At 41.6% G+C, this 25,727-nt stretch carries 15 protein-coding genes; 13 read left to right on the forward strand and 2 right to left on the reverse strand.

The genetic code is table 11. The features are described from left to right. Positions 1-48: 48 nt before the first annotated feature. Entirely contained in the window at positions 49-564 is a 516-nt protein-coding gene (locus V7K15_RS28185) for a hypothetical protein (RefSeq protein WP_334911041.1), read from the forward strand. Between the two features lie 208 nt (positions 565-772). On the opposite strand, the gene V7K15_RS28190 is transcribed toward V7K15_RS28185, so the two are convergent. Then, on the reverse strand, positions 773-1,393 hold the full coding sequence (locus V7K15_RS28190) for a glutathione S-transferase family protein (protein ID WP_292797514.1): 621 nt from the start codon (positions 1,391-1,393) through the stop codon (positions 773-775). Between the two features lie 270 nt (positions 1,394-1,663). On the opposite strand from V7K15_RS28190, the gene ybaK reads away from it, so the two are divergent. The 11 genes from ybaK to V7K15_RS28245 all read left to right on the forward strand — a co-directional run bounded on the left by ybaK (position 1,664) and on the right by V7K15_RS28245 (position 23,476). Next, positions 1,664-2,134 carry a Cys-tRNA(Pro) deacylase gene (ybaK, locus tag V7K15_RS28195; protein ID WP_334911043.1) on the forward strand — a complete coding sequence of 157 codons (471 nt, stop codon included), beginning with the start codon at positions 1,664-1,666 and terminating at the stop codon, positions 2,132-2,134. Between the two features lie 454 nt (positions 2,135-2,588). Beyond that, positions 2,589-5,813, forward strand: a complete 3,225-nt coding sequence (gene drmD, locus V7K15_RS28200) for a DISARM system SNF2-like helicase DrmD (RefSeq protein WP_442949723.1) — start codon at positions 2,589-2,591, stop codon at positions 5,811-5,813. A 14-nt stretch (positions 5,814-5,827) separates the two neighbouring features. Further along, on the forward strand, positions 5,828-9,799 hold the full coding sequence (locus V7K15_RS28205) for an Eco57I restriction-modification methylase domain-containing protein (protein ID WP_334911047.1): 3,972 nt from the start codon (positions 5,828-5,830) through the stop codon (positions 9,797-9,799). 34 nt (positions 9,800-9,833) lie between these two features. Next, positions 9,834-11,276, forward strand: a complete 1,443-nt coding sequence (locus V7K15_RS28210; RefSeq protein WP_334911049.1) for a hypothetical protein — start codon at positions 9,834-9,836, stop codon at positions 11,274-11,276. Positions 11,277-11,284: 8 nt separating this feature from the next. Beyond that, positions 11,285-14,755, forward strand: coding sequence for a DISARM system helicase DrmA (gene drmA / locus V7K15_RS28215; RefSeq protein WP_334911051.1), 3,471 nt, complete (start codon positions 11,285-11,287; stop codon positions 14,753-14,755). After that, complete coding sequence (locus V7K15_RS28220) at positions 14,752-16,629, forward strand: DUF1998 domain-containing protein (protein WP_334911053.1); 1,878 nt, start codon at positions 14,752-14,754, stop codon at positions 16,627-16,629. Before drmA ends, V7K15_RS28220 begins: the two co-directional genes overlap by 4 nt. Next, positions 16,626-17,447, forward strand: coding sequence for a DISARM system phospholipase D-like protein DrmC (gene drmC, locus V7K15_RS28225; RefSeq protein ID WP_334911055.1), 822 nt, complete (start codon positions 16,626-16,628; stop codon positions 17,445-17,447). Before V7K15_RS28220 ends, drmC begins: the two co-directional genes overlap by 4 nt. A 222-nt stretch (positions 17,448-17,669) precedes the next feature. Beyond that, positions 17,670-18,140, forward strand: coding sequence for a hypothetical protein (locus V7K15_RS28230; protein WP_334911057.1), 471 nt, complete (start codon positions 17,670-17,672; stop codon positions 18,138-18,140). 210 nt (positions 18,141-18,350) lie between these two features. Next, positions 18,351-19,124, forward strand: a complete 774-nt coding sequence (locus tag V7K15_RS28235) for a DUF559 domain-containing protein (protein ID WP_334911059.1) — start codon at positions 18,351-18,353, stop codon at positions 19,122-19,124. 3 nt (positions 19,125-19,127) lie between these two features. After that, a complete protein-coding gene (locus V7K15_RS28240; RefSeq protein ID WP_334911061.1) occupies positions 19,128-20,351 on the forward strand; it encodes a hypothetical protein in 1,224 nt (407 codons plus the stop codon). A gap of 305 nt (positions 20,352-20,656) precedes the next feature. Beyond that, positions 20,657-23,476: a DEAD/DEAH box helicase gene (locus V7K15_RS28245; protein ID WP_334911064.1), complete on the forward strand. Its 2,820-nt coding sequence runs from the start codon at positions 20,657-20,659 to the stop codon at positions 23,474-23,476. A gap of 452 nt (positions 23,477-23,928) precedes the next feature. Here the strand turns inward: V7K15_RS28245 and V7K15_RS28250 are convergent, their stop codons facing one another. Next, positions 23,929-24,816, reverse strand: a complete 888-nt coding sequence (locus V7K15_RS28250) for a hypothetical protein (RefSeq protein WP_334911066.1) — start codon at positions 24,814-24,816, stop codon at positions 23,929-23,931. A 364-nt stretch (positions 24,817-25,180) separates the two neighbouring features. Between V7K15_RS28250 and V7K15_RS28255 the strand changes: the two genes are divergently transcribed. Beyond that, the gene (locus V7K15_RS28255; RefSeq protein WP_334911068.1) at positions 25,181-25,414 is read left to right on the forward strand and encodes a hypothetical protein; all 234 of its coding nucleotides are present in this window, start codon (positions 25,181-25,183) and stop codon (positions 25,412-25,414) included. The last annotated feature ends 313 nt before the right edge of the window (positions 25,415-25,727 follow it).

The raw sequence follows: 25,727 nt of genomic DNA on the forward strand, positions 1-25,727 counted from the left end.
TCTCAGTTGCACTCGACTTAATAAATCCTCAACATTTAAGAAACTGGTTTGCTAGTTGCTGCTACTGTACCTCATAACAGCCGTAAATGCTGTATCGATCGCGGTTTAGGATTGGTAGTGATTGCAAGAGTTGCTCGATACAATCAAATCACGGTCTGTAGTTACCTTTTAGATATATGGTGCTTGGGCGTTAAAGATACCATACCACCACGTACAGTAGACAGGATAAAATTTAAAGAATTTACAGAATTACTATTTGAGCCATTTCCCGGAAAACCGCACCTTGTTCCCCTTGAAGTTGCCCAAGGGATGATATTTAGTGCTTGCGAATACGGAGATAGCTTAGGGTTTCAACCACACAAAGACTTTTCTAAATCGTGTTCGCACATCGGAGAATGGGATGGGAGTATACGTATTGAATGTGGTCGTGACGGGAAAGCATTTTATGTGAATGGCCCCCACGATAACCCGAAAAAAATCATGGAAACATTGAAGAGAAGTAGGGGTGAAGGTAATTTTGATTTTCTGATTGGTTCAGAGCCTATTGAAAAGAATTTTTGGTAGACGCAATTAATTTGATCATTTTGGTGCATCATTATTAATAGGCATCATGTAAAAATAAGTTGTACAAATTTAATCTGGAACGACTTGTGAGCTTAACTTTCCCATCAAAATTATTCAAGTTATTTTTTCAAGGCTCCTAAGTAGGTAGGGCTTGCTTGAATAACTAACCAATCCTAATCTTGCTTTCTTATTACTTTTTCAGCAACCCCTAAATAGGGGTCTTTTTTGGAATAGTTGACTTGACTGATTCACGCTCGTGTAATCTATTAAACCAGTCTCTCAAATAAGGATACTGAAGAAGCCAGTCTTCATTTAAGCGAAAGCTGTAGTAACCGAGGGAACATAAAGCTGCCACATCTGCTGCTGTCCATGTTTCACCCTCTAACAAATATTTAGCCGAACGCAGTTGTTCATCAAAGATTGGTAAAAGGCGATTAATTAATGTTTCATATTTTTTTCGATAATAAGCAGGAGCTAGATCACCCATAAAATCTAATACCCATAAACCTATAATATTGTCGCCTAAAGTATCTGCTAGTTGTTCCCATTTACGGCACTCAAGCCGGATGTGAGGAGCGCTTGGGTAAAAGCTAGGCTGTGGATAAGTTTCGTCTAGATACTCCGCAATCAATGTAGAGTCCCAAATTACTGTGCCATCTTCATCTACAAACACAGGGACTTGACCAATAGGAGAAATTTCAAGGAATTCAGGGGGTTTATTGGCTAAATTAATTTCTTTGAGTTCACAATCTAAATTTTTCTCTACTAACAATATTCGGATTTTCCGAGAAAAGTTTGATTGCTGATGATAGTATAATGTTCTATTCATAGATTTATTTTCATACAAAAAGTGGGTCTAATACTAAACTGCATTCAAAAATAGTACCCCATCATTGCGACGTTCGCTCTTAGCGTTCCCGCAGGGTAGGAAGCAATCTCATGGACTCTCACTAAAACCGTTTTATCTTAATGTCTTACGGATGGTAAACCATTGAATTGCAACACCTAAAGTCTTGCAATTATCTACTTGCTGAATGTCAGTAGATGCAGTCTTTAGTCGCGTTAGTGGACTGGTAATTGAAGATTGAGAGTAAGAGCAATGAAAACTAATGCTGCTCGACTACTTGATAAACTAGGTATTCCCTACCAAATCCTGAGCTATGAAGTAGATCCTGATGATTTGGCTGCTCTTAGTACAGCCCAGAAAGTGGGACTTCCTCCAGAGCAAGTTTTTAAAACTTTAGTAGTCAGAGGTGACACAACAGGTATTTGTTTTGCTGTTGTGCCGGGAAATGCTCAGTTGGACTTAAAAGCCTTGGCACGAATTTCAGGAAACCGGAAGGTTGAGACAGTTGCTCTCAAGGAAGTACAGCCACTAACAGGATACATCCGTGGGGGTCTGACAGCTTTAGCTAGCAAAAAAGACTATCCCGTTTATCTTGATGAAACTGCAACCCTATTCGAGCAGATTACTATTTCTGGTGGGATGCGAGGAATGCTGCTTCTGCTATCCCCAGATGATTATTTACGGGCCGTCAATGGCACTTTGGGGGCAATTGTACAAAATTAGTGCTGGAGATTTTCGTGTTAAATACTAAGGACAAGCCGGAACTCAGAGGCAAAGGTGGGTCTTGAATAATGCTAGTTTAGTAGGTAATTATATAGATACTTAAACCTACGAAAATATATTTAGGTAATATTACTATTAAAAGAGTATTATTTAATGAAATTTTAATAATTATCTATGTAATATCATGTAAGTCTACGTTTTGTAATCTTTTAAATTAGCATTAATAAATTTTTCTACTGAAATTCACCATTTTCCTATGCAGTATCTAAAATAACTTCATAAGATATAGCAGGTGCTAAAAAATAAATAGATTAAAAGCTATTTTATACTTGCGATTTTCGCAAATATAGTTAATTGCAGATTAGCACTCCAAGCTAACCAGACATTAGGTTTAGGGGAGTGAGTTTTTGATGATTAAAGGAGGGATAATACCAGTCCAGTCACAAAGGGGGAGATGCCAGTGACTGACGTTGTAACTGGACAGATTGTGCGTGTGCGATCGCGGCAGTATCTTGTAGAAGAGGTTGTGTCTAAACCCACTAAGGAGCAAGACACTAAAGTTAGTCTTTCTTGTTTAGAAGATGATGCATTAGGAGAATCGCTAGAAGTCCTATGGGAACGGGAGATAGATGCCAAAGTCGTAAAGGCGACATCTTGGGAGTCCATCGCTAACCGAGGTTTTGATAATCCCCGTTTATTTTCCGCTTACTTGCACACATTACGGTGGAATTGCGTAACTTCCACAGATGCCAAGCTTTTCCAAGCTCCTTACCGAGCCGGTATAGAAGTCAAAGCTTATCAGTTAGAGCCACTACGCAAAGCTTTGCTGATGCCGAGAGTCGCTTTGTTTATTGCCGATGATGTCGGTTTAGGGAAAACCATCGAGGCAGGGCTGATACTGCGTGAGATGTTGATGCGGCAAAAAGTTAGGCGGGTGGTTATTTCCTGTCCGCCGTCAGTAGTAAGGCAATGGCAAGAAGAAATGGAGAATCGCTTTGGACTCACATTTATGATTCTGGATCGTGAGTTTATTGCTGCCCGTCGTCAAGAACGGGGTTATGGGATTAATCCGTGGATGACGCACACCCGATTTATTATCTCCCATGCCTTGCTACGAGATGAAACTTATGCCGCACCTTTGCGGGATTGGTTGGGAGATTTTGCACCTTCATCCATGCTCATCCTTGATGAAGCTCACAATGCTGCACCTGCGAGTGGGGCGAAATATGCGGTTGATTCCCAACTTACCAAAACTGTTAGAAATTTAGCACCGCGTTTTGAACACAAATTATTTCTTTCTGCCACACCCCACAATGGACATTCCAACAGCTTTGCCGCCTTACTAGAAATCCTTGATCCCCAGCGTTTCTGCCGAGGAATACCCGTTCGTAATCGCAAGTTGCTGGACACTGTAATGGTGCGGCGCTTAAAACAAGACTTACGGGAAATAGGAGAAGAGTTTCCCCAACGCTACGTGAGTCCCATAGTTATTGATAACCTGCCAGAAGACGCACCAGAACTCAAGTTATCCCGATTGCTGCAACAATATCGCAATCTACGTGAGGAAAGACTCAAAGATGCAGCTAAATCTACCCAGACCACGGCGATGCTGGTAATTACTTCACTACAAAAGCGTCTTTTGTCTTCCATTGAAGCATTTGCTCGGACTTTAAAGGTGCATCGGACAGCGATGGAAAAACAAGCGGCTAACCATCCTTCCATACATCAAGTTAGTCTACCATTGCTGTTTGAGTCTCCTGGTGCTGATGACGAACGGGCTGAATTCTCCGAAGAGGAAGTAGAAGCAGAAGAAGATGCTCAAATGGGAGCAGCTACTATGCAAGCTGCGGGACAAACTGCTGTAGAATTAGCAATTTTAGATGAAATGGCAGATGTTGCCAATTCCTCTCGCTACCAGCCAGATCCCCGGATTCAAAAACTCGTAGACTGGATTCGCCAAAATCTCTGTCCTGATTTGGGTCAACCGAATGCTGCTTGGTTAGAACGGCGAGTAATTATCTTTACAGAATATACAGATACTAAACGTTATTTACAACAGCAATTACAAAGTGCGATCGCTAATTCTAATCGTGAACATGAACGCATAGATGTATTTCACGGGGGCATTGGAGAAGAACGCCGCGAAGCTATCAAAAGTGCATTTAACGCCGATCCTGCACGTCATCCCCTGCGTATCCTGATTGCCACAGATGCAGCACGGGAGGGGGTAAACCTCCAAAATAACTGTGCTGACTTGTTTCACTTTGATGTGCCGTGGAACCCGTCGAGGATGGAACAGCGTAACGGACGGATTGACCGTAAATTACAGCGATCGCCTGTCGTCCATTGTTATTACTTTATCCTACCGCAACGCACTGAAGACAAAGTATTAGACGTACTGGTGCGAAAAACAGCCACGATTCAACAAGAACTCGGCAGCCTTGCACCAGTGGTTGAAAGAAATGTGTCGCGTTTACTGGCTAATGGTATTCGCCACCAAGAAGTAAATAATCTTACCGATTCGATAAATAAGGCAGAACTACTTAACCAGGAAACAGTAAATACACAGGTGATTAATGAGGAACTGGAGCAAGCCAGACTCCGCCAACAGGATTTGACTAAACAAGTTGAGCAGTTACAAGAGATGTTGAAAGACTCGCGGGATTGGTTGGGACTAGATGACCACCACTTCCGTGATGCCATTTCCGCTTCTTTAGAAATTCTGGGAGTTCCAACACTTGCCCCTGTTGATGTGAATGAGGTTGCTAATAATCCTGTAACTGCGCGTTGGACAATTCCGGCTCTTGACCAGCGTACTGGTGCAGATCCAACATGGTCAACTACACTTGATACCCTGAGAACACCTCGCAAAATCGGACAAAAGCTTTGGGAATGGCGACAAGAAGCACCGATTCGCCCTGTAGTCTTTCGAGATCCTGGTTCTTTAGATGGGGATGTAGTTCATCTGCATTTAGAACACAGAATTGTCCAGCGTTTACTGAGCAGGTTTTTAGCTCAGGGTTTCTTGCATGATGAATTAACTCGTGCTTGTGTTTGTCTGACTAATGACCCAATGCCAAAGGTTATTACGCTGGGAAGACTGGCTCTGTATGGTGAACGCGCTTCTCGGTTACACGATCAAGTGATTGCAGTCGCAGCAGAGTGGTCAGATCCAACCAGCCGAGGACGTAAGAAACTTCAGCCTTTAAGAGAAGGCGAGAAAGACAACGTACTGGAATTACTCGAAAATTCCCTAGCTTCCCCCCACTTGTTGCAAGTTGCCGAAGCGGTGAAAGAGCGACTGAAAAAAAGTGCTGCCCAAGATATCGCAGAATTAATTCCCCATCTGGAACGCCGCGCCACAACTTTAGCAGAAAGTGCTGAGAAAAAGCTCACCAATCGGGGTATTAAAGAAGCTGCTGAGATGAAAAAGATTTTAGAGGAACAACAGACGCGAATTGTCAAGTGTCAGGAAGAATCTAAAGCAGTGCAGATGTCTCTTCCATTTATAGAGGAACAGCGTCAATTGGATGCAGACCGTCGCCATTGGGAAAAACGCCTGAAAGCGATCGCACTAGAACTAATTTCAGAACCAGCCCGGATTGAAGCCGCCTACAAAGTAAAAGCAGTACGGGTTGAACCGGTCGGCGTGATTTATTTATGGCCGATTTCCGGCTAGAGAAAGTGTAAATAATGGCAAATGATCCAGAAATTCGGTTACATAAAGAATGGTTGGGCTTTCTCCAGCCTGTGGGATTGGTGGTATCTCCCCCGGCATTGTCAGCAGCACAAGCTGTGGTTAATCGCAATGTGGTGGAACTGCAACAAATATTACAAGAAGTTGCCAGACGTAAACCCCTCTCTGGTGATATAGAGAAGGAAACCTTTGCAATTGACGACTTTCCAGCTTTTACTATTAATGTTTTAGGTTGGCAACCAGAAGATTTAGTTGTCAGTCCAGAGGAATTAGCGATCGCACTCCTAGATTACAACGAAGTTTTGACACCCACATACTCTGTACCCGATCTAAATGGCGGCTGGATGATGCTGGTACAGGTGCTTCCTGATGGTACTGAACTTGACAATGCTGGCGCAGAGGATAGTAAATCTACTGGTTGGCACGCCAGCCCCCAATCTAAGTTTGAGCGGCTTTTGAAAGAAACAAAGGTTTACACTGGGCTATTGTGCAACGGTACAGATTTGCGTTTGGTTTATGCACCACCTGGGGAGTCATCGGGACACCTGACTTTTCCTGTACAGGGGATGTGTGAAGTATCTGGGCGGCTGATTTTGGGTGCAATGGAGATGTTGCTCTGTGCTGATCGGCTGTTTAATGTCCCTAGCGATCGCCGTTTGTCTGCAATCCTGGAAAAAAGCCGGAAATATCAAAACGATGTCTCTATTAAGCTTGCAGAGCAGGTATTAGAGGCATTATGGGATTTACTGCGCGGCTTCCAAATAGCCGATGCAACGACTAATAGCCATTTAGTTAGTGATATCGCCACCACTGCACCACAGCATATTTACGGGGGACTGATTACTATTTTGCTGCGGTTGGTGTTCCTGCTTTACGCTGAAGACCGGGGGCTGATGTCTCAAGATGCAGTTTATACCCGCTATTACTCAGTTAGTGGACTTTGCGATCGCTTGCGGTCAGATGCCGGCAACTACCCGGATACAATGGATCAGAGGTATGGTGCTTGGGCATGGTTGCTGAGTCTGTTCCGTTTGGTTTACGATGGCGGCGGTCATGCTGATTTATATTTACCAGCCCGTCATGGACAACTATTTGACCCAGATGAATATGCGTTTTTAGAAGGTCGTCTCCAGTCTACACAATATCAGACTGGGGAAACTATTGAACCTCCTCGCGTCTCAGATGGGGTAATTCACAGGGTATTGCAAGGGTTGCTGGTACTGGATGGAGAACGTCTATCTTACCGTTCTTTGGATGTTGAGCAAATTGGTTCCGTCTATGAAGCAATTATGGGCTATGAGGTAGAAAGAGCAAATAGCCTAAGCTTAGGTGTTTGGAGTAAACCCAAAGGTTCTAAATCTTCGGTGACGGTGGTTGTCAGCGTTGAGGATGTACTTAAAACGAAGGCGGGAGAACGGGCTAAATATTTAAAGGATGTTGCAGGTTGCGAAATTACTGGTAAATCTCTGACTGATTTAAAAGACGCGACGACAGCAGAGGATGTAATGGCGGCGCTAGGACGCAAGATATCACCGAAAACGCCGAGTTTAATGTCTGTGGGTTCTCTGTATTTGCAACCGGGGGAAGAACGGCGGCGTAGTGGTTCTCATTATACGCCTCGTGCTTTGACTGAGCCGATTGTGAAAGAAACTCTTAGACCGATTTTATCGGCTTTGGGGGAAAACCCGACACCAGAGCAGATTTTAGAGTTGAAAATTTGTGATTTGGCGATGGGTTCGGGGGCGTTTTTAGTTGAAAGTTGTCGTCAGTTGGCTGATAAATTAGTTGAAGCGTGGAATAAGCAAAACGTATTACCTGAAATTCCCATTGATGAAGAACCGTTACTTTATGCGCGGCGGTTAGTGGCGCAACGGTGTTTGTATGGTGTGGATAAAAACCCTTTTGCGGTGAATTTGGCTAAGTTATCTTTGTGGTTGTTGACTTTGGCGAAATCTCATCCTTTTACTTTTTTAGACCATGCTTTGAAGTGGGGAGATTCTTTAGTTGGGTTGACTTCCCAACAAATTAAAACGTTTAATTGGGATGAAGACAAGACTTATACAGATCCAAATTTACCTTTGATTAATCTGTCGATGGAGAAGGTGAGGTTTGACAGAGATGAAATTCACAAATTAGATGATGACAATTATGCAGCAAAGCGCGGTTTTTACGACAATATAGAAACAGAGTTGCATGATATTCGGCTAAAAGGGGATTTGGTTATTGCTTCATTTTTCGCTAAGGATAAGGACAAGGCAAGAAAGGATGAGCGTGATAATTCATGGTTGAAGTTTTATCAATGGCAGAAAAATCAAGAAGATGATTTAGATGTCAGGCGAATTTGTGCAGAATTGCGGTATGGCGAAAAACCAGTTCCCACCTTTAATTGGGAGATTGAATTTCCAGAGGTATTTGATAGAGATAATCCGGGGTTTGATGCGATCGTTGGTAATCCGCCGTTTGCCGGGAAGAATACAACAATCAATGCTCATGTTTCTGGTTATCAGGATTGGTTGAAAGTTGTTAATCCTGAATCTCATGGGAATGCTGATTTGGTGGCGCATTTTTTCAGACGAGCTTTTAGCCTTTTGCGAGAATCTGGAACTTTTGGATTGATTGCTACAAATACCATTGCTCAAGGTGATACCCGTAGCACAGGTTTAAGATATATTTGTGAGCAAGGCGGTACAATTTACAATGCTCATAAGCGGTTAAAGTGGCCGGGTTTAGCGGCGGTTGTCGTGAGTGTTATTCATATTTTTAAGGGTGATTATCAAGGTATAAAGCTGTTAGATGGACGCAAAGTTCATTTAATTTCTGCATTTTTATTTAAGTCAGGTAGTAATAAAAACCCTGCTGTGTTACTGGGAAATGCTGGTAAAAGTTTCATTGGTAGCTATGTGTTGGGTATGGGTTTTACATTTGATGATTCCAACCCTGATGCTACAACCATTGTAGAAATGCACCGATTGATTGAACAAAATCCTAAAAATGCCGAGATAATTTTTCCTTATATTGGAGGTGAAGAAGTTAATTCGAGTCCAACTCATGCACATAAACGTTATGTAATTAACTTTGGTGATATAAATGAGGCTGAAGCTAGAGAATATTCTGATTTAATGAAGATTGTAGAGGGAAAAGTTAAATCTGAAAGACTAGCACAAAAGGATAAAGGTGCAAAAGAAAAGTGGTGGCAGTTTATTAGAACTCGCCCTGAATTACATCAAGAGATCGCTCCTCTCAATCGCGTGTTAGTTATTTCACGAATAAGCAACGCTTACGCATTTACTTTTCTTCCGAAAGGAATGGTATACAACGAAAAAATTGTTGTTTTTGCTTTTCAAAATGATGAGGTATTTTGTATATTTCAATCACGAATACATGAAATTTGGACTCGCTTTTTAAGCTCAACTTTAAAAGATGACCTTCAGTATACCCCCTCAGACTGCTTTGAAACCTTCCCCTTCCCTGAAAACTGGGAAACCAACGCCGCCCTAGAAACTGCTGGTCAAACCTACTACGAATATCGCGCCGCCTTAATGGTTCGCAACAACCAGGGACTTACCGACACATACAACCGCTTCCACGATCCTGAAGAATGCCACCCCGATATTTTACAACTACGCTTACTACACGCGCAATGTGATCGGGCTGTCCTCGATGCTTACGGCTGGACAAAAATTTCCACAGACTGCACCTTCCTGCTTGACTACGAAGACGAAGAAGACGAGGAAAACACCAGCAAACGCCAGAAGAAAAAGCCTTGGCGCTACCGTTGGCCTGAAGAAATTCACGACGAAGTATTAGCCCGCTTACTCGAACTCAACCAGCAACGCGCCGAAGCCGAAATTTTAGGCGGTAAAGCTGCACAGAAAACCAAAGTAAAAGGGAATACTAAAAAAGTAGCGAAATCTCGCAAGGCGAAAGCGACAATTACAACACCTAATATTCCTGGATTGATCGAATAACAAAAAATTACTTTCAAAAAAGTATAAAAATATTATGGCTATATTTATCAATACTGGCAAAAATTCCACATTTAACAATCCCAGCAATGATAATGAATTATCTTTAATTACAGAAACACCGCGCAAAGTAATCACAGGTAAAATAGATGAAGATGAATACGGAATTTTTGGTAATTGTTACTCACAACCCCAAGATTTTGTAGACTTATTACGTGAAAAAAGCTCTGGAACATTTTATGATTGTAATACTCCAGAACATGAAATAGGACAATGGACAGTAGATATTGTTCTTTGTGCTTTAAATGTCTTACCAAAAATTAAAGCTTGGCAAACACCACATAATAGTGAGGCTGATGTCAAGTGGAAATGGGATTTAATTATAGACCATGAAGGTTATCTATATCCTGTGCAAATAAAAAGTGGTTTAGATGCGATCAAAGAATGTAAAGAGAAATTTGGTGAAACTTTAGGTCTAGCAAAAGAGAAACTGGCTGAAAGAAAACAGAAAATAAAAGAAAATTCTGAAAATGCTATCGAGCGCTATATGGAACGCAATAAATTAGCTTCTAGAAAAGACGCTAATATAGTTGCAATGATTAAAAAAAGAGAGCAAACACTTGAACCATTAAATCATCGACTTGATAATTATAAAAAAGCTAGTCCTCTTTACATTTGGGCGGCGCGTGACGAAGATACTATCAAGGCTTTAGTCCGCATATTCACTAAGCTTTTTTCTATTAATGAGAATGTTTTAGAACTAGAAGCACAAGCCCTGGAAGCATATCAAAATAAATATAAAAATATTCAAGAAATTTTGATTGAACAAGAAAATCAAAAGCTCAAGACATTTAGTGAAATTATTTACTTAATCAAAGAGTATTTAGAGTTTAAAAATAATCATTTAAAGAAAAATAATTTAATTAATCTCAGTAAAAATAAACCAACCCGATTAGAAGATATTTTATGTCTCAATAAAAGTAACGAATTATTAGACTTAGCAGAAACTATGCTGACATATTATAATAAATCCCTCAGCATAGCCCAGAATAGTGACGAAGATAAAATGGTTGCTCATGATAATAAACAAATTATAGATTCCTATAAAATCAAGTTCAAAGAAAAAGTATTAAAGAGTATTCAACGAAGAAGATACAGTAGTGCTACATTGTTAGATAAACAAGTAATGCTTTCAATCAGAAATTCTAAAACCCCAGATCCAGATATTGAAGAAATAGTAGATTTAGTAGGAACTCAATCACAAACATTAATCAAAAATAAAAATTTAAAATATATTGAGCCGCAAACAATGATTTTATGTTTAGATAAACTGATTGATGCTGATATTAAAAGTAGCTACTCAAATCCGCAATTATTGATAGAAGTCAAACATAAATCTACATATATAGTTGCTCAAGAAGTGACCTTAAAAACCGATGAAATTCCCGAATGCGATGATTTAAATTCTATATTTTTTTAATAATTGATATGAATCACACCATACCTTTAACCTCCGCCGAAGTGCGATCGCATCTGATTGATGCCTTACAACTTGACCTTGTGGGGCCAACACCCGATGATGCTATCCACGCTGAAGAAACTTTAGATCAAGCTCCCTCCAAATGGTATCTTACAGGTTTCCTAGTACCCTACGGCGCACCAGTTGAGGAACGTACAGATAATTCTGGCGACGAGGATATGGACGAAGTTGGACGTGTTAGTTCTGGCGAAGACGAAAATATTCCAGAGAAAGCCTTTGCCCGTAAAGCCTTTTTTCCTTCTTCAATGGGGTTAAGTGTGCTTTTACCCCAAAACGTTATTCAACTTCATATTACAGTTCAGTGGGGCGATTACCAGCCACTAACCAAAGAAAATAATCAAGGCGAACAAGTTACCTTGACAGGTGATTGGCAGCGAACTCCAGGGCAAGCTGAACTTACAGTACAATTGCGTACAGGCGGTAGTCCCACTCAATTAGACCTTGGTTTAAACTTAGGCAATAGGACTAAACAACTAGAGATTCCCCTTAATGGAAGCAGTTCTCCAACATACTTGGACGTTCCGAACAGCGATGGTTTACAACTGGTTATCTCAGTACGCTCCGTACCTTCTGAGGAATTAGTGCCAGCCGGAACTAGCTCAGTTTCAGTATTTTTAGTAAATCATCGCCGCCCTAGCCCTGACCAAAAGCGGGATGCTGCTTATGCTTTCCAAACAAACTTAATAATTAAAACTAAAGATTCCTTTGTACCACGCCCCAATTTACGTGGGCGGGATGGTGATGACTGGGATGAGAAAGTTGCTGATTTGCAATACCGGGATGATTACGAATATGCTGTTGGTCATAACGTCTCTGCGATCGCAGTTGCAAATCCCAATGGTGGCTGTCAGGAAGTAAGAACCGCTTGGATACCAACTGCTGACGTAGAAAAGGTAATTGCAGCCCAGGTTAAAAATGTCGAAGTGGGTATGGAAGCTTTAGCCGCCGCACCGACAGCAGAAGCATTGCGAAATATGCTTAGTCCGATGGTTAGTGCTTATACCCAATGGATAGATGAGCAACGAGTCAAATTTCCGACAGGGCAAAAACGCTTAGGTGTCGCTAAAGACCTATTAGATCGAGCCGGAATTGCTAAAGACCGGATTGCTGCTGGTTTAAAGGCATTAGATGATCCACAAGTATTAGATGCTTTTCGGATTGCCAATCGAGCGATCGCCTTATCAATGCGCCAGCGTGCGACTCATAAGAAAAATATTACTCCCGAATCTGTAACGCCACCCACTTGGCGACCGTTTCAGCTAGCTTTTTTATTAATGAACTTGGTAGGTATCGCCAACCCCGAACATTCAGACCGCGAACTGGTAGATTTACTGTTTTTCCCTACAGGCGGCGGTAAAACTGAAGCTTACTTAGGACTGGCAGCTTTTACACTTATATTACGGCGGCTACGTCATCCCGGTATCGACTCTGCTGGATTAAGTGTGCTGATGCGCTACACACTGCGGCTGCTTACCCTTGACCAACTGGGACGGGCTGCGACGATGATTTGTGCCCTAGAGTTGGAACGGGAACAGGATGTAGAAAAACTAGGAAAATGGCCGTTTGAAATTGGGTTATGGGTAGGACAAGCAGCTACACCTAACCGGATGGGTAAGAAAGGAGACAATGATGAAAATAGCGCTCGTTCGCGTACAATTGCTTTCTTAAATAACGATCGCAAACCTTCACCTATTCCTTTAGAAAACTGTCCTTGGTGCGGAACTAAATTCAACCGCAATTCATTTCAGCTATTGCCTAATACAGACCAACCCATAGACTTGCGTATAATTTGTGCCAATCGCCGTTGTCATTTTAGAGGCGATCGCTCTTTACCAGTATTAGCAGTAGACGAACCGATTTATCGCCGTCTACCATGCTTTATTATTGCCACAGTAGACAAATTCGCTAGCCTGCCTTGGGTAGGAGAAACAGGCGCATTATTTGGACGTGTAGAACGTCATGACAAAGACGGCTTTTACAGTCCAGTTTATCCTGGTAGAGGTAAAGCACTTGATGGTTATCTGCCACCACCAGATTTAATCATTCAAGATGAACTGCATTTGATTTCTGGCCCTTTAGGGACAATGGTAGGGCTTTATGAAACAGCAATTGATGCTTTATGCAGTCGAGAGATAAATGGTCAAAAAATCCGCCCCAAAATTGTCGCTTCTACTGCGACAGTGCGACGGGCAACCAAGCAGATTCAAGCATTGTTTGGGCGAAATGAAGTCGATGTATTTCCGCCACCAGGGCCAGATAGGCGCGATTCCTTTTTTGCGAAAACAGTACCATATCAAGAGAAAAATGCTCGGACTTATGTAGGGATTGCTGCCCAAGGGCGAAGTCTGAAAGTAGTATTATTACGTACTTACTTAGTATTACTGGGAGTAGCACAGAAAGAATGGCTAGCAGCAGGTGGGAGCAAAAACCCTAATAATCCGGCTGACCCCTACATGACATTGCTAGGATATTTTAATTCGTTGCGTGAACTCGGTGGTAGTCGGCGGATTGTCGAAGATGAAGTTAACTCTCGTCTTACCCGCTACAGCCAACGTAAACGAGTTGGTAAAAGTTCGGGTTTGTTTGCGGATCGTAAAATCGACGATGAACCAGAAGAACTGACCTCTCGTGTCAGCACAAATAAAGTTGCAGAGACTAAAAGCCGTTTAGAAGCGACATTTGACCAAAAAGAACGTGTTGACGTAGTATTAGCTACGAATATGATTTCTGTTGGTTTGGACATTACACGTTTGGGCTTAATGGTAGTTCTCGGTCAGCCAAAGACAGCCGCAGAATATATCCAAGCTACCAGTCGTGTGGGACGGGATGAAGAAAGACCGGGATTAGTAGTAACATTACTTAACGTTCACCGACCACGCGATCGCTCACATTATGAACGTTTCTTTGCTTGGCACGCTACTTTTTACCGAGCAGTAGAAGCTACGAGTGTTACACCATTCTCTCCTCGTGCTATTGACCGAGGGATTGCTGCCATTACCGTTGCTTTAGCACGTTTGGGACATTCTGGGATGACAGCGCCACTGCGTGCGATCGACATTCTTCAGCACCGTAACCAGCTAAATTTTGTCATAGATGCGATCGCCCAACGTGCAGAGACGCATGACAAAGAACTGGATGCTGCTGATGCTGAAGCACTCCGTCAAAAAGTTAGGGGTCGAGTTCAGGATTTACTAGATTTATGGGAACGGATTGCTGGTCAAAAAACTAACCTTCAGTATCAGCGTGAGGTTGGAGAAGCACCGCCCCTATTGCTTGATCCACTTGACCCGGAATTAGAAAAAAAACCATTAGAAGAACGAAAATTTAAAGCTCAACGCAGTTTACGCGATGTTGAGCCAACAGTTAACTTGTGGGTTCGCAATCCTGACGGATTTGAGGTAGAAGAGGAAGAATTATGACCAAATCAAACAAAAAGCGCCCTCCATCGGGAGAAATCCGACAGAGCCAAATCTTATCTACTTTTGGACCAGGGGCAATGGTGGATTTACCCGATTATTCCATACTAATTGGCGGACTCAATCACTGGCATGGCGACAAAAAACGCATTTACGAAGAGCGACTAGAGGAGCGAGTTGCGGAAATTTTAGGAGTTAGCGATATTGCTTTATATGCGCCACCCGTAGACGAGAAAGATCCGAAAGCATCTCGTCGCACTGGAATTACAGCCTTTGCTTTCCCCATTTGGTTTGTTGCTCAAGTGGAAGAAACTTGGCCTAAATCAAATGAAGCAACGCCCAATGCCAAAGTTTACCGCACACGTCCTCTACTACCTTGGGGTAGTTTAGTAAATGGTAAATATCTCAATGCAGAGAGAAAGAAAGTGCCAGTTGTACCTGTGCGCTTTGTACAAGCTTGTGTTAATGGACACATCAAAGATATTGATTGGCGTGGTTTTGTCCATGAAAACTCTCAAGCTAACTGCCGAGGTCAGCTATGGTTTGATGAGGGGGGTTCAGGTAACGATTTTGCTGATATCTTTGTACGTTGCGAAGCATGCATTGCTCGTCGTCAGTTATCAGATGCAACAGTACCCAATGGCAAGGTCTTAGGAAAGTGTGAAGGACATCGCCCTTGGCTCGGACCCAAAGCCCAAGAACTCTGTATTTCTGAGTCAACAGGGAAACCAGAATATAATCGGCTTTTGGTTCGCTCTGCTAGTAATGCTTACTTTTCCCAGCTTCTGGGTGTCATTTCTCTACCAGACTCAGATGATGCTTTGCAAAAGGCGGTTAATTTAATCTATGATGACTTTCTTCAGGAGACAGAAAGTAGCGATCAGATCAAATACGAACGCAAGAAGCAAAAAGTAGCTGCTGCCTTATTCGGATTTAGTGATGAAGCAGTATGGGTAGAAATCCAGCGCCGGCAGGGTGGGCAAGATAAGCAATACAAGAGCATTAAGCAAGTAGAAATCGAGACTTTACTATCTAGTCCCTTTGAAGTCGGAGAAGATGTACCAGAAAGTGACTTTTATGCTCGGGCGCGAAAATTAGATCGCATCAAACCAAAATTACTACCTCTTATAGAGAGCATTGTCTTAGTACACCGACTTAAGGAAGTAACCGCCCAAATTGGCTTTACTCGCTTTGAGGCAATTATGCCTGATATTGACGGCGATTTAGATATTCAAGTCCGACGGGCTGCCCTTGATATTGATACGACCTGGGTGCCTGCGATCGAGAACAAAGGCGAAGGGGTGTTCATCGCTTTCCGTAAAGAAGCGATTGAAAATTGGCTCAAACGCGGTGCAGTGCAGGAACGGGGAAAGAAATTAGCAAAAGGCTTCGATATCTGGCGCAAACAAAAAGGAATTGCCCAGGAGAAAGCCAAGTTTCCGGGATTACCTTATGTTATGCTGCATTCCCTCTCACACCTATTGATTGCAGCAGTGTCTCTGGAATGTGGTTATGCTGCTAGTTCAATTCGTGAACGCATTTATGCTGGCGAATCTGGTTATGGCATTCTTTTATACACTGGTTCTCCTGGGTCGGAAGGTACTTTAGGGGGATTGGTACAAGTGGGAAACCGAATTGAATACCATTTAGATGTTGCACTGGAGATGGGGAGGCTTTGTTCTAACGATCCAGTTTGCGCCCAGCATCAACCAGATGCTGAACAAGAAGATAGATTTTTACATGGTGCCGCTTGTCACGGGTGTTTACTCATTGCTGAAACTTCTTGTGAACGGCGTAATGAATTTCTTGACAGGGCATTGGTCGTTGCTACTGTTGAAGGTCCAGGCGCAGAATTCTTTCAGGATAAAGGAGGATGAAAAGTTTTCTTAACCTCAGTCGTCCAGCCCTTGTGAATTTGGCAGCAGCTTTAGAAACTGGCAGACTTTCCCCGCCCTTTTCCACATCCAATGTAGCGAACTACATCCCTGCCGCTTTAAATCGAGACATTGTTGATGAACTCAACCGCCTTAATGTCATCGGCGTACATTCTCAGCATATTGCTTATACGCTGCGGCTGCTGGCAGAAGAACGAAGTACATCCCAAGCTGTAAGCGATGCCTACGGTGGGCTACGCCTACGCGTTGATTTGGTTTGGACTGGTCCAGAAATCGCTGGTTCTCAAAGCCGCGATACTGGCGTTGTTGTGCGTGAGTTGTTTAGTACTGCCAAAACCAGTGTTCTCATTTCCAGCTTTGCCATTGATAAAGGACATAAAGCACGAGATTTATTTGTGGTGCTGGCAGAACGAATGGATTTTAACCCAGAATTAAATGTGCGTATGTTTCTTAACGTCAAGCGACTGCACAACAGCGAAGTGCCAACTTCTACTTTGCTGCGGGAGTTTGCCAGTACTTTTCGCCAAGATATTTGGCCAGGAAAAAGACTGCCTGAAGTATTTCATGATCCGCGATCGCTGACGGTGGGTGTGGAATCAAAAGCTTGTTTACACGCCAAGTGTGTTGTTGTAGATAGGGAACGTGTACTTGTGACCTCTGCCAATTTTACAGAAGCGGCTCATGAGCGCAATATCGAAGCTGGTGTATTACTAAATGACCCAGTGACGGCTATTGCTTTGCAAATGCAATTTGAAAGCTTGGTTACAAGAAACCTACTATGTCGAATTCCTGGAGTCTAACTATCTTAAGCAAAAGCTTATAGTAGATAATTTAAAGTTATAGAGATTCTGCTTTCTAATTAAGATAGATTTATATTAGCTTGAAAATGTAAATATTTAAACTATTATTTGATTTCAAAATTTATCTGTAAAAACTTATAAAGGCGTATTTATACGGTTATTAATAATGGAAGTATCTGACTATGATGTTATTGAAAATGTAATTAGATTATTGAAAATATTATGACATATTCTCATACTTTAGCGCTTGCTAAACAGGGCGATAGTGAAGCAATTAAGGTTTTACTTAACCAACAGCTAAAAACGAAAAATATAACAGTTAAAGTTGCTTTAAAAGATCCTGCTTGGCAGTTGTTATCAAATCCATTACCGCTTGGTGAGTTTTTGCGCCAGCCGATGATGAAACCAAAGTTTTTTGCTGATGGCTTGCAACTTGTCAGCCCTGTGCGATCGCAGACGAATGTAGGTGATCAGGCAAAATTAGTATTGGCAAATCCTAAGAATGTTTGGTTATTAGCCAGCTATAACTCAAAAGGTGGGGGCAATTCCCAATCCTGTGGCCACGCGGTACAAGGCGATCAAGTTACGTGTAAACTCCCTGCCTCTGGTTCCTATGAAATGCGGTTATTTACCTCTACTGAAAGTCAGGGTGAATTTAATTATATAGGGCAATTAGAGTTTAACAAGTCGTGATGATAAAAACTATGACTCTGCCTATAAAAAATATAACCATGTAAGCTCCATTCCTGTGTTAACGATAGCTTCAACTTGGGAATTATAAGAGGGTTAGCATTAGGCTGTAATTTATCAGTCCAATGCTACAAATTGCAAGATTATACAATCTGGCGATAAAGCAGAGATATATGCGATCGCTTCTTTAACATAACATTAAAGATAACTAAAATGGTTCAGGGAATAGAGCATCAAGTCAAGGGTAATTCTATTGTCCCAGTCGGGGGAAAGCTTCCGTATTACTTGGAATTGCAGACGAGTAAGCTATTAGATTTACTAGTTGTCATCGCTAAAAAAAATGACAATGATAAAAACTTAAGAACAAAAATTAACAGATATTTATATTCAAAAACTAGACCTGGATACTATTTAGAGATTAACGAACATTTACACCTAGCTTATGCAGACCAGCGTGATGGACATGGTACTAAGCACTGGTGGCGATTATTCTTTGATAGTTATTACCAAGAACAAGTAGAGCAGTTCACTCGTGGAACTGCTTTAGCTGTACCAGGAATAGATACACCACACAATGATACTAGACGAGAAGTTAAGACTGATGTAAACCCTTTGTATGAATGGGGAGGAATGTACTTTCGCTCCAAACCCGAAATCAAAATTGCTGAAGAACTGGATAACAAAGGTGTCTTATTCTTTGCTAATGCGCGGGGTCGAATTGGACGACAAGGTTCTCCTGTATCTGATGCAAGTGGTTGGCTTACAGGACGCATTGAAGTTGACTTTTTGGTGTTTTATAAAGGCAAGTGCATGATATTAGAGGTAGATGGTAATCACCATCAAGAATCTTTACAAATAACTAGAGATTATGTGCGAGATAGGGTGCTATTGCGAGAAAGTATTCCTACAGTTAGGTTTGAGGCTAAAGAATGTTTTGAGCAACCAGAAAATGTTGTGATTGAGTTTCTAAATATGTTCTTGGTCTAATTTATGAGTCAATACCCAATAATTCTGATTCCTGGGGGAATTGAGAGAGCCAAATCAGCACTGCCACCAGTACCCATATTTACAGAACCGCTACCTCAGAAACCGGGGACAAAACCACAGAAAGTAAACAACACTTTGATAGCAGTGGGAACAGCAGTTGCTATTCCCACTATCCCTGTAGTTTCTCAATTGACATCTATACCAGGATGGTTATTATTATTGGTAGCAGCAGGAGCGATCGCAGGTCATGCATGGCATCAAATCACAACCTACCCTCAACGCAAGCAGAAACATGACGGTGAGGTGGCAGACTATCCTAGAAAGTTGGAAAGGTATGAACAAGAGGAACAAGAGCATCAGGAGGAAGTTAAAGCAGCCCGCAGTCCCGAACGAGTAACAGAGTTTCGCTACAAACTGTTACTAGAAGTTCTCAGTCAAACCGTACCTCATGATGGTAGCGACAGTCCGGCAACAAGAAATCCCGAAGAAGCTAAATTTGGAAATCACCTCAGCCGATACTTTCCTAGAAATATTCACACTAGGCTAACTCTTAGAATTCCAGAATTCCGGCACCCATACACCCCTGATTTTGCATACATCGACCAGGGGCTGAAGCTATATATTGACATTGAGCTAGATGAACCTTATGTTTATCACACAGGCGCACCCACGCACTACCTTGGAGCTTGGAAAGACAACAAGCGCAATAATTTTTTTAATAATAAAGGCTGGGTTGTAGTTCGTTTCAGCGAGGAGCAAGTAATCTGCTATCCCCACAGTTGCTGCAAGACCATCGCCCAAGTTATCGCTCAAATTATAGGGGACACTTCGACACTAAATCAGTTTGATAACATCCCAGACTTACAGCAACAACGACAGTGGACAGAACAGGAAGCTGTAGAAATTGCAGCAAACAAGAAGCGAGATAATTATCTATGTCAAAACAACATATCTAATAGCAATCCTGTTATTCTAATGACATCGCTGATTAAAAGCAAGCAACAGGTTTCTCAACCATTGCCACCAAATAATATTACCTTGACTCGCGCTCAGAGTCGTGGGGCTGCACGAGCAAGACATCGCGCTTTAAATTTATCTATTTCGCCACCAACAAACAACACAACTTTATCTTCATTAGTAAGCTGTCCTTATTGCAGTGCAAAAGTTAAAAATACAAAACTTGAATTACATAAAACAAATAAATGTCCTAAACGACCATTGCTATAGGTGTGATAGCTCCTCTTCCTATATTTGAAAATTAAGTAATTCATTAGGTATAAAATAAATTAACCAATTTTGGTTCTTCGGTTACTTTTTGTTAAGCTTGAGATACGAATATTTTATTATTCCGTGGTAAGCGCAAAAATATTGATTCAATTAATACTATAAAACATAGTAACTTCTTAAAGTTGGCTACACATTGCGTCTTTTTGTCACTCAATGGCAACATAGCAAAAATGCCAGAGTAAATTCATTAGGTTTATACTGACAGTCAGTAACAAATAATTTACTGCTAGCAGAAACATAAATTTGTGACTGATAACAAACCAACTGATTACGCCGCAATTATCCGTGCCGCCAACCAAACGATTCCAGAACCCCCTGAATGGCTAAGTGCAGGTAAATATGTTTACTCACCGGAGTATGGAGTTGGGGAGGTAATGGCATTATTGGGTAGACGGTTGATTGTCAAGTTTGTAGAAGAGGTTAAGCCAACTCAGTTTGTCGATTGGGAAGAAGCGATCGCTTTGGGGTCAATTAAACCAAGTAACGCCAACTTAGTTTCTTCCACAACATTCCTTGAAGAGAACAACGCCGCAGTCACAACAACTGCGGAGCGCATTCAACAAATCCCCCAGGTAGTATTTCAGTCTGTAGCGCAAGAACTGATTGCAAGCATTAGGGCGATAGATATCAAAAATACTAACCAAGGGATAATTCACCCCCTACCGGGCGATTTACCACCTGCTTTACGTTTAGCGTTACAGAATAACGGTATCACCCAGATTTATTCTCACCAATTAGAAGCTCTAACAAAGTTACGTGCTGGGTTTGACTTGAGTCTCACTACGCCTACAGCAAGCGGAAAGACGCTGTGCTACAACCTGGCTATCCTGGAATCGTGTATTAAGGAACCGCAAACAACAGCACTATATATTTTCCCGCTTAAAGCATTAGCTCTTGACCAAATGCGAAAGTTACAATCGCTTGTCAAGGCAATGCCCAACAATCGTCTCAAACTCGCACTGATGACGGGAGATACTCCAGCTAATGAGCGACAACGTTTTTTTATCCCCAACCCCCCAAATATCTTGGCAGTCAGCCCTGACTTATTGCATTACTATCTTTATAATGTGCGCCGTCGGGATGATGGAGAAGGATGGCGACAGTTTTTAAGGCAGTTGCGCTACTGTGTAATTGATGAAAGCCATACCTATACTGGGGCTTTTGGCGCACACTTTGCGAATCTTATGCGGCGGCTCAGGTTAGCAGTTGATGCAGTTGGCGGTAATTCCCAAAGACTGCAATTTATTTGTTCTAGTGCCACGATCGGAAATCCTCAAGATATGGCATTGCGGTTTAGCGGCAGAACCCATCAACCCCAAAGATTACACCTGATTGAGGATAGCGGCGCTCCTCATCAAGGACGTACCTTATTATCTCTTGCTCCAAACAATGCAGCTAATGTTGAAGCTACTAAAATAGTGATTTCCTGGTTACAGCATAACTTGAGTGGGATTGTCTTTTGTAACTCTCGTGCAGCTGTTAAAGGTTTACTTGGGTTAATCCAACGAGAAACACAACGCATTGGATTAGGTTATTTAACCAGCAAGGTAGCAGTTTTCTACAGTTCCTTAATGGGCGATCGCCGTAGCGAGATTATTCAAAAACTGCAAGGTGGACAAATCAAGGTAATTATTTCAACTTCTTCCCTAGAAGCAGGAATCGATTTACCCGAACTAGACTGCTGTTTAATTCGGGGGTTTCCAGGTAGTCTGATGTCATTTTGGCAACGAGTAGGCCGAGCCGGACGCAAACATCACGGGCTAGTGATTTATCTGCCATTAGGACAAAACCCCATTGATGTATACTACGCTCGACATAACCAAAAGTTACTATCAGGAGAAGTTGAATCTGCTGCATTTAACCCTGACTATCCAACCATTTTAGGTAAACATTTAGAATGTGGTTGCATTGAAAGTAGTTTAACTTTAGGAGAACTGAATACTCGTTTTGGAAAAACAGCCGGTGCAGTTGCAGATTCTCTTTTACAACAAAGCAAAATTTTCTTAAGTGGCAATGGGAAACTTTGGGGAAGAGGTTATCCTCATAAAGAAATTAATATCAGAAGCAGCACTCAAAGGTCAATTTCTCTAATTAATAAACATACGGGCGAAATTCTAGAAAGTATGTCGCTGCCGTTAGCCCATCGAGAAGTATTTCCCGAAGCCATATATATGGTGCAAGATGAAAGTGGGCAATTAATAGCATACCGTAGCGAAAGCCTAAATTCAGACAAAGGAGAAGCAATACTAACATTTCTAGGAAAAGATACAGATTTATTTACTGAAGCAGAGTCAGAATTAGATATTCAACCACTTTCTACCTTGGCAGAATCTAAAATTATCCCTACTAATATCAAAGATGCTCGTTTACGTTTAACTCTTGTCTGGGGAGAAATTACGAATTCTGTTATTGGTTATAGATTGATGAAGCGTACCTACGGAATGACTTGTAAAAATCAACGTTGCGCTAATTATAAAAAACCACTTGAAGGAAAAAGCTGTTCATTGTGTAAGCAGGCGCTGAATGCAGCAGAAGTGACAAAACTTCAAAAAGAAATCGCATTTTCAGAGGCATACGTCACAAAATACCAAGCGCCTTGCGTACTAGTAGAGTTAAATGAGCCGTTACAGAAAGCGCTGCAAATAACTGTCAATAAATACAAACAAGAAATTATCACCAACAATGGAGGTGAGATTCCAGAACTCTATCAATCCTTGTGGAGTAGCAGTGCTGAAGTGACGGCACTGCATAGTATCCAGCACCAGATAGTTAAAGCTGTACCTCTGGTAGTTTTATCCTCCAGTTTGGATGTAGATGAATTGGCCATACAAAAAGAAAGTAGGAACATTGGTTACTTTTTCGACACCTGTGAAGGTGGGAATGGGGCAGCAGAAGCTATTTTCTCCGACTTAATAAAATTTGCTGCTGCATCTTATGCTTTAGCAGCCGAGTGTGATTGTGAAGCTGGTTGTCCAAGATGCCTACATTCAACGGCTTGTCCACAGCATAATGAACCATTGCATAAAGATGTGGGTTTGTTTTTGTTAGATGCAATTAGCCCTTAGCGGTGCATAATACTTAAAACCTATGTTAAAATAAGCACAGCAGTAAAGTTAAAAAATAACATAGACAAATTGCTGGCACAGGTAAATGATTCACCATTGGCTAAGGTTAAGAATCCAGTTTCTACCGTACAATATAAAACTGCCCTAGACGAAAGCTAGAGCAGTTTTTGATAGAAGTAAAATATATAGGGGACTTTTAATGTTGTCCCCAGTTTATCCATAGTAAATACCGTTATATAATACTATTCACCTCAATTTTCGTGCTTTACGCAAAAAATGAATAATCTTGAAGTTGGCATTACAAAGGATAGAAGCCAGCAACATACAGCGTATTACAGACGGCATCCGCAAATTTGAGCTTCTTCCTTGGCAGTCCACAGAACATGGTTGCTGGTGATGGGGTGGTAAGATTTGAGAGAAAGTCGCACAGAGCGTAATCTATGGATATTTTCCTAGAAAGCGCACAAATAGATTGCGTTCTCATCTACTTTCTGCATTTTGCCCTTCACAGATGCAACGACGCTGTAACCTTGACCTTCATAACTAGGTTGCCAAAATACAATCATGGGTGCTGATTTAGGGTTAGCCTGAAAAGCGCCAATTGGAAAAGGTATTCCTGGTGTACCGTCAAATTTAGGAAATTTAACAGGCTCAGGGTCGCCACCTTGCATATATGACTTTTTCTCCACTGCATTGTAAGCTATCCGAGAATTGATTAATATACTTAAGCGCACTTGGTCTTTACTTTGTTTTTGGATCACAACAGTTGCTCCCCCAGCCTTCCAAGCGCGTGCAACTGATAGTTTGCGTTTGTTTACAGGTAATACGCTCGTAGGAACTTCAGATAAATTCAACGCTTGGAAAGTCAACGATTTTGCTTCTTTGGCTAGGTTCACGGGCAAAAGCCAAACAGGCCCATCTGCAAAACGTTTAGCTGCGGTAAACGTTGCCATTTTTGTTTTATTATTATCACAACCAAAAAGTTCTTCTTGAGAACGACGAAATTTTACCTGTTGTTTGATTCCTCCAGCGATACCAACTAAAGATGTACCGGGTTTGACTTGATCCCATGCATCTGAGAAAAGTGCAACCTGGGCATCCGCATTCACAGGCAGCAAAGGCAAAAATGGTACATTTTTGTTTGCTGTAGTTGCAAAACCTAACCATCCTGTCATTGCTGACTGTGGTGGTATGGTACTGTTTGCTTGGGCTACTGAGGTTTGTGGTTGATTAGCGCTCGCCTGTAAAGCTTGATTTTTGGCAAAGGATTTATAAACCGAAGCGCCAGACATTAATCCTACCAATCCGCAGATAACAAATAGCTTGAGTTTTTTTTGCATTGATTATGAAACATTGTATTGTTCAATTTTTATACTAAGCAGTCGTTATAAATTGATTTTTTCTGGCTACGTTGTAGTCAGCCACAAACTGCTTCTATAGCAGCTATCAACTTGCTAGCTATAAATAATGCAAAAAATTACATAACTTTATAAACTGGTAAAAGCTGTAAAAGCAAGGGCAGTAATTACAATAAGAAAGCACAATCTTAACCGCAGTCAACTACCTACACTCCACAACAGCAAGGGCATCGGGTGTGAAAGCTCGAAGAATAGACTGATCCGCAAATCGCAAATGCTTACTGTGAAATGGTTTTGCCGATTCATATTCAGCTAGCGATCGCCACGTTAGTCTACGAGAAAATAGGTGTTTTCAGGCATTAAAGGACAAAAAAATAAAAACTGGTGTGAAAGATATAAAAGAGACAAACTAAGATGTTGTGCTGGTAAAGAACGATTTCTTTGTTCGCTAGCTTTGCTTGTTGCGATCGCTCGTTCAATAGCAGTTGCAGGGATGGCTATCTCTATCGCTTGGGAGCAAATCATTGCTTTGTATCATTGGAGACAGCAGCGAGAAATCTTTGAGATGCACCACAGTTAATTTCTATTCTTGGGGATAATCCTTAATTTACATGACTTTTAGCCTTAACTGAACCGTATTGGTTTATAACCAAATCACAGAAATATTAACAGCAGAAACCGCAAATCGACAGATGAAGTTACTGAAAAAATCGATTTAGGTAGGTAAAAGTTATGGCAAATATCATTGGAACCAACGGTAATGATAGTTTAGTACGCCTTTACAGCAGCGCGGACGCAATTACAGCATTTACGGCTGTTATGAGGTACAGTAGCAGCAACTAGCAAACCAGTTTCTTAAATGTTGAGGATTTATTAAGTCGAGTGCAACTGAG

It is taken from the genome of Nostoc sp. (assembly GCF_036919815.1).
In the GTDB taxonomy this organism is placed as follows: domain Bacteria; phylum Cyanobacteriota; class Cyanobacteriia; order Cyanobacteriales; family Nostocaceae; genus Nostoc.

Coding starts and splice junctions, on each gene's coding strand:
- drmA (WP_334911051.1), top strand. CDS start 11,285: ATGAATCACACCATACCTTTAACCTCCGCCGAAGTGCGATCGCATCTG.
- V7K15_RS28220 (WP_334911053.1), top strand. CDS start 14,752: ATGACCAAATCAAACAAAAAGCGCCCTCCATCGGGAGAAATCCGACAG.
- drmC (WP_334911055.1), top strand. CDS start 16,626: ATGAAAAGTTTTCTTAACCTCAGTCGTCCAGCCCTTGTGAATTTGGCA.
- V7K15_RS28250 (WP_334911066.1), bottom strand. CDS start 24,816: ATGCAAAAAAAACTCAAGCTATTTGTTATCTGCGGATTGGTAGGATTA.
- V7K15_RS28235 (WP_334911059.1), top strand. CDS start 18,351: ATGGTTCAGGGAATAGAGCATCAAGTCAAGGGTAATTCTATTGTCCCA.
- V7K15_RS28205 (WP_334911047.1), top strand. CDS start 5,828: ATGGCAAATGATCCAGAAATTCGGTTACATAAAGAATGGTTGGGCTTT.
- V7K15_RS28230 (WP_334911057.1), top strand. CDS start 17,670: ATGACATATTCTCATACTTTAGCGCTTGCTAAACAGGGCGATAGTGAA.
- drmD (WP_442949723.1), top strand. CDS start 2,589: ATGCCAGTGACTGACGTTGTAACTGGACAGATTGTGCGTGTGCGATCG.
- ybaK (WP_334911043.1), top strand. CDS start 1,664: ATGAAAACTAATGCTGCTCGACTACTTGATAAACTAGGTATTCCCTAC.
- V7K15_RS28240 (WP_334911061.1), top strand. CDS start 19,128: ATGAGTCAATACCCAATAATTCTGATTCCTGGGGGAATTGAGAGAGCC.
- V7K15_RS28210 (WP_334911049.1), top strand. CDS start 9,834: ATGGCTATATTTATCAATACTGGCAAAAATTCCACATTTAACAATCCC.
- V7K15_RS28190 (WP_292797514.1), bottom strand. CDS start 1,393: ATGAATAGAACATTATACTATCATCAGCAATCAAACTTTTCTCGGAAA.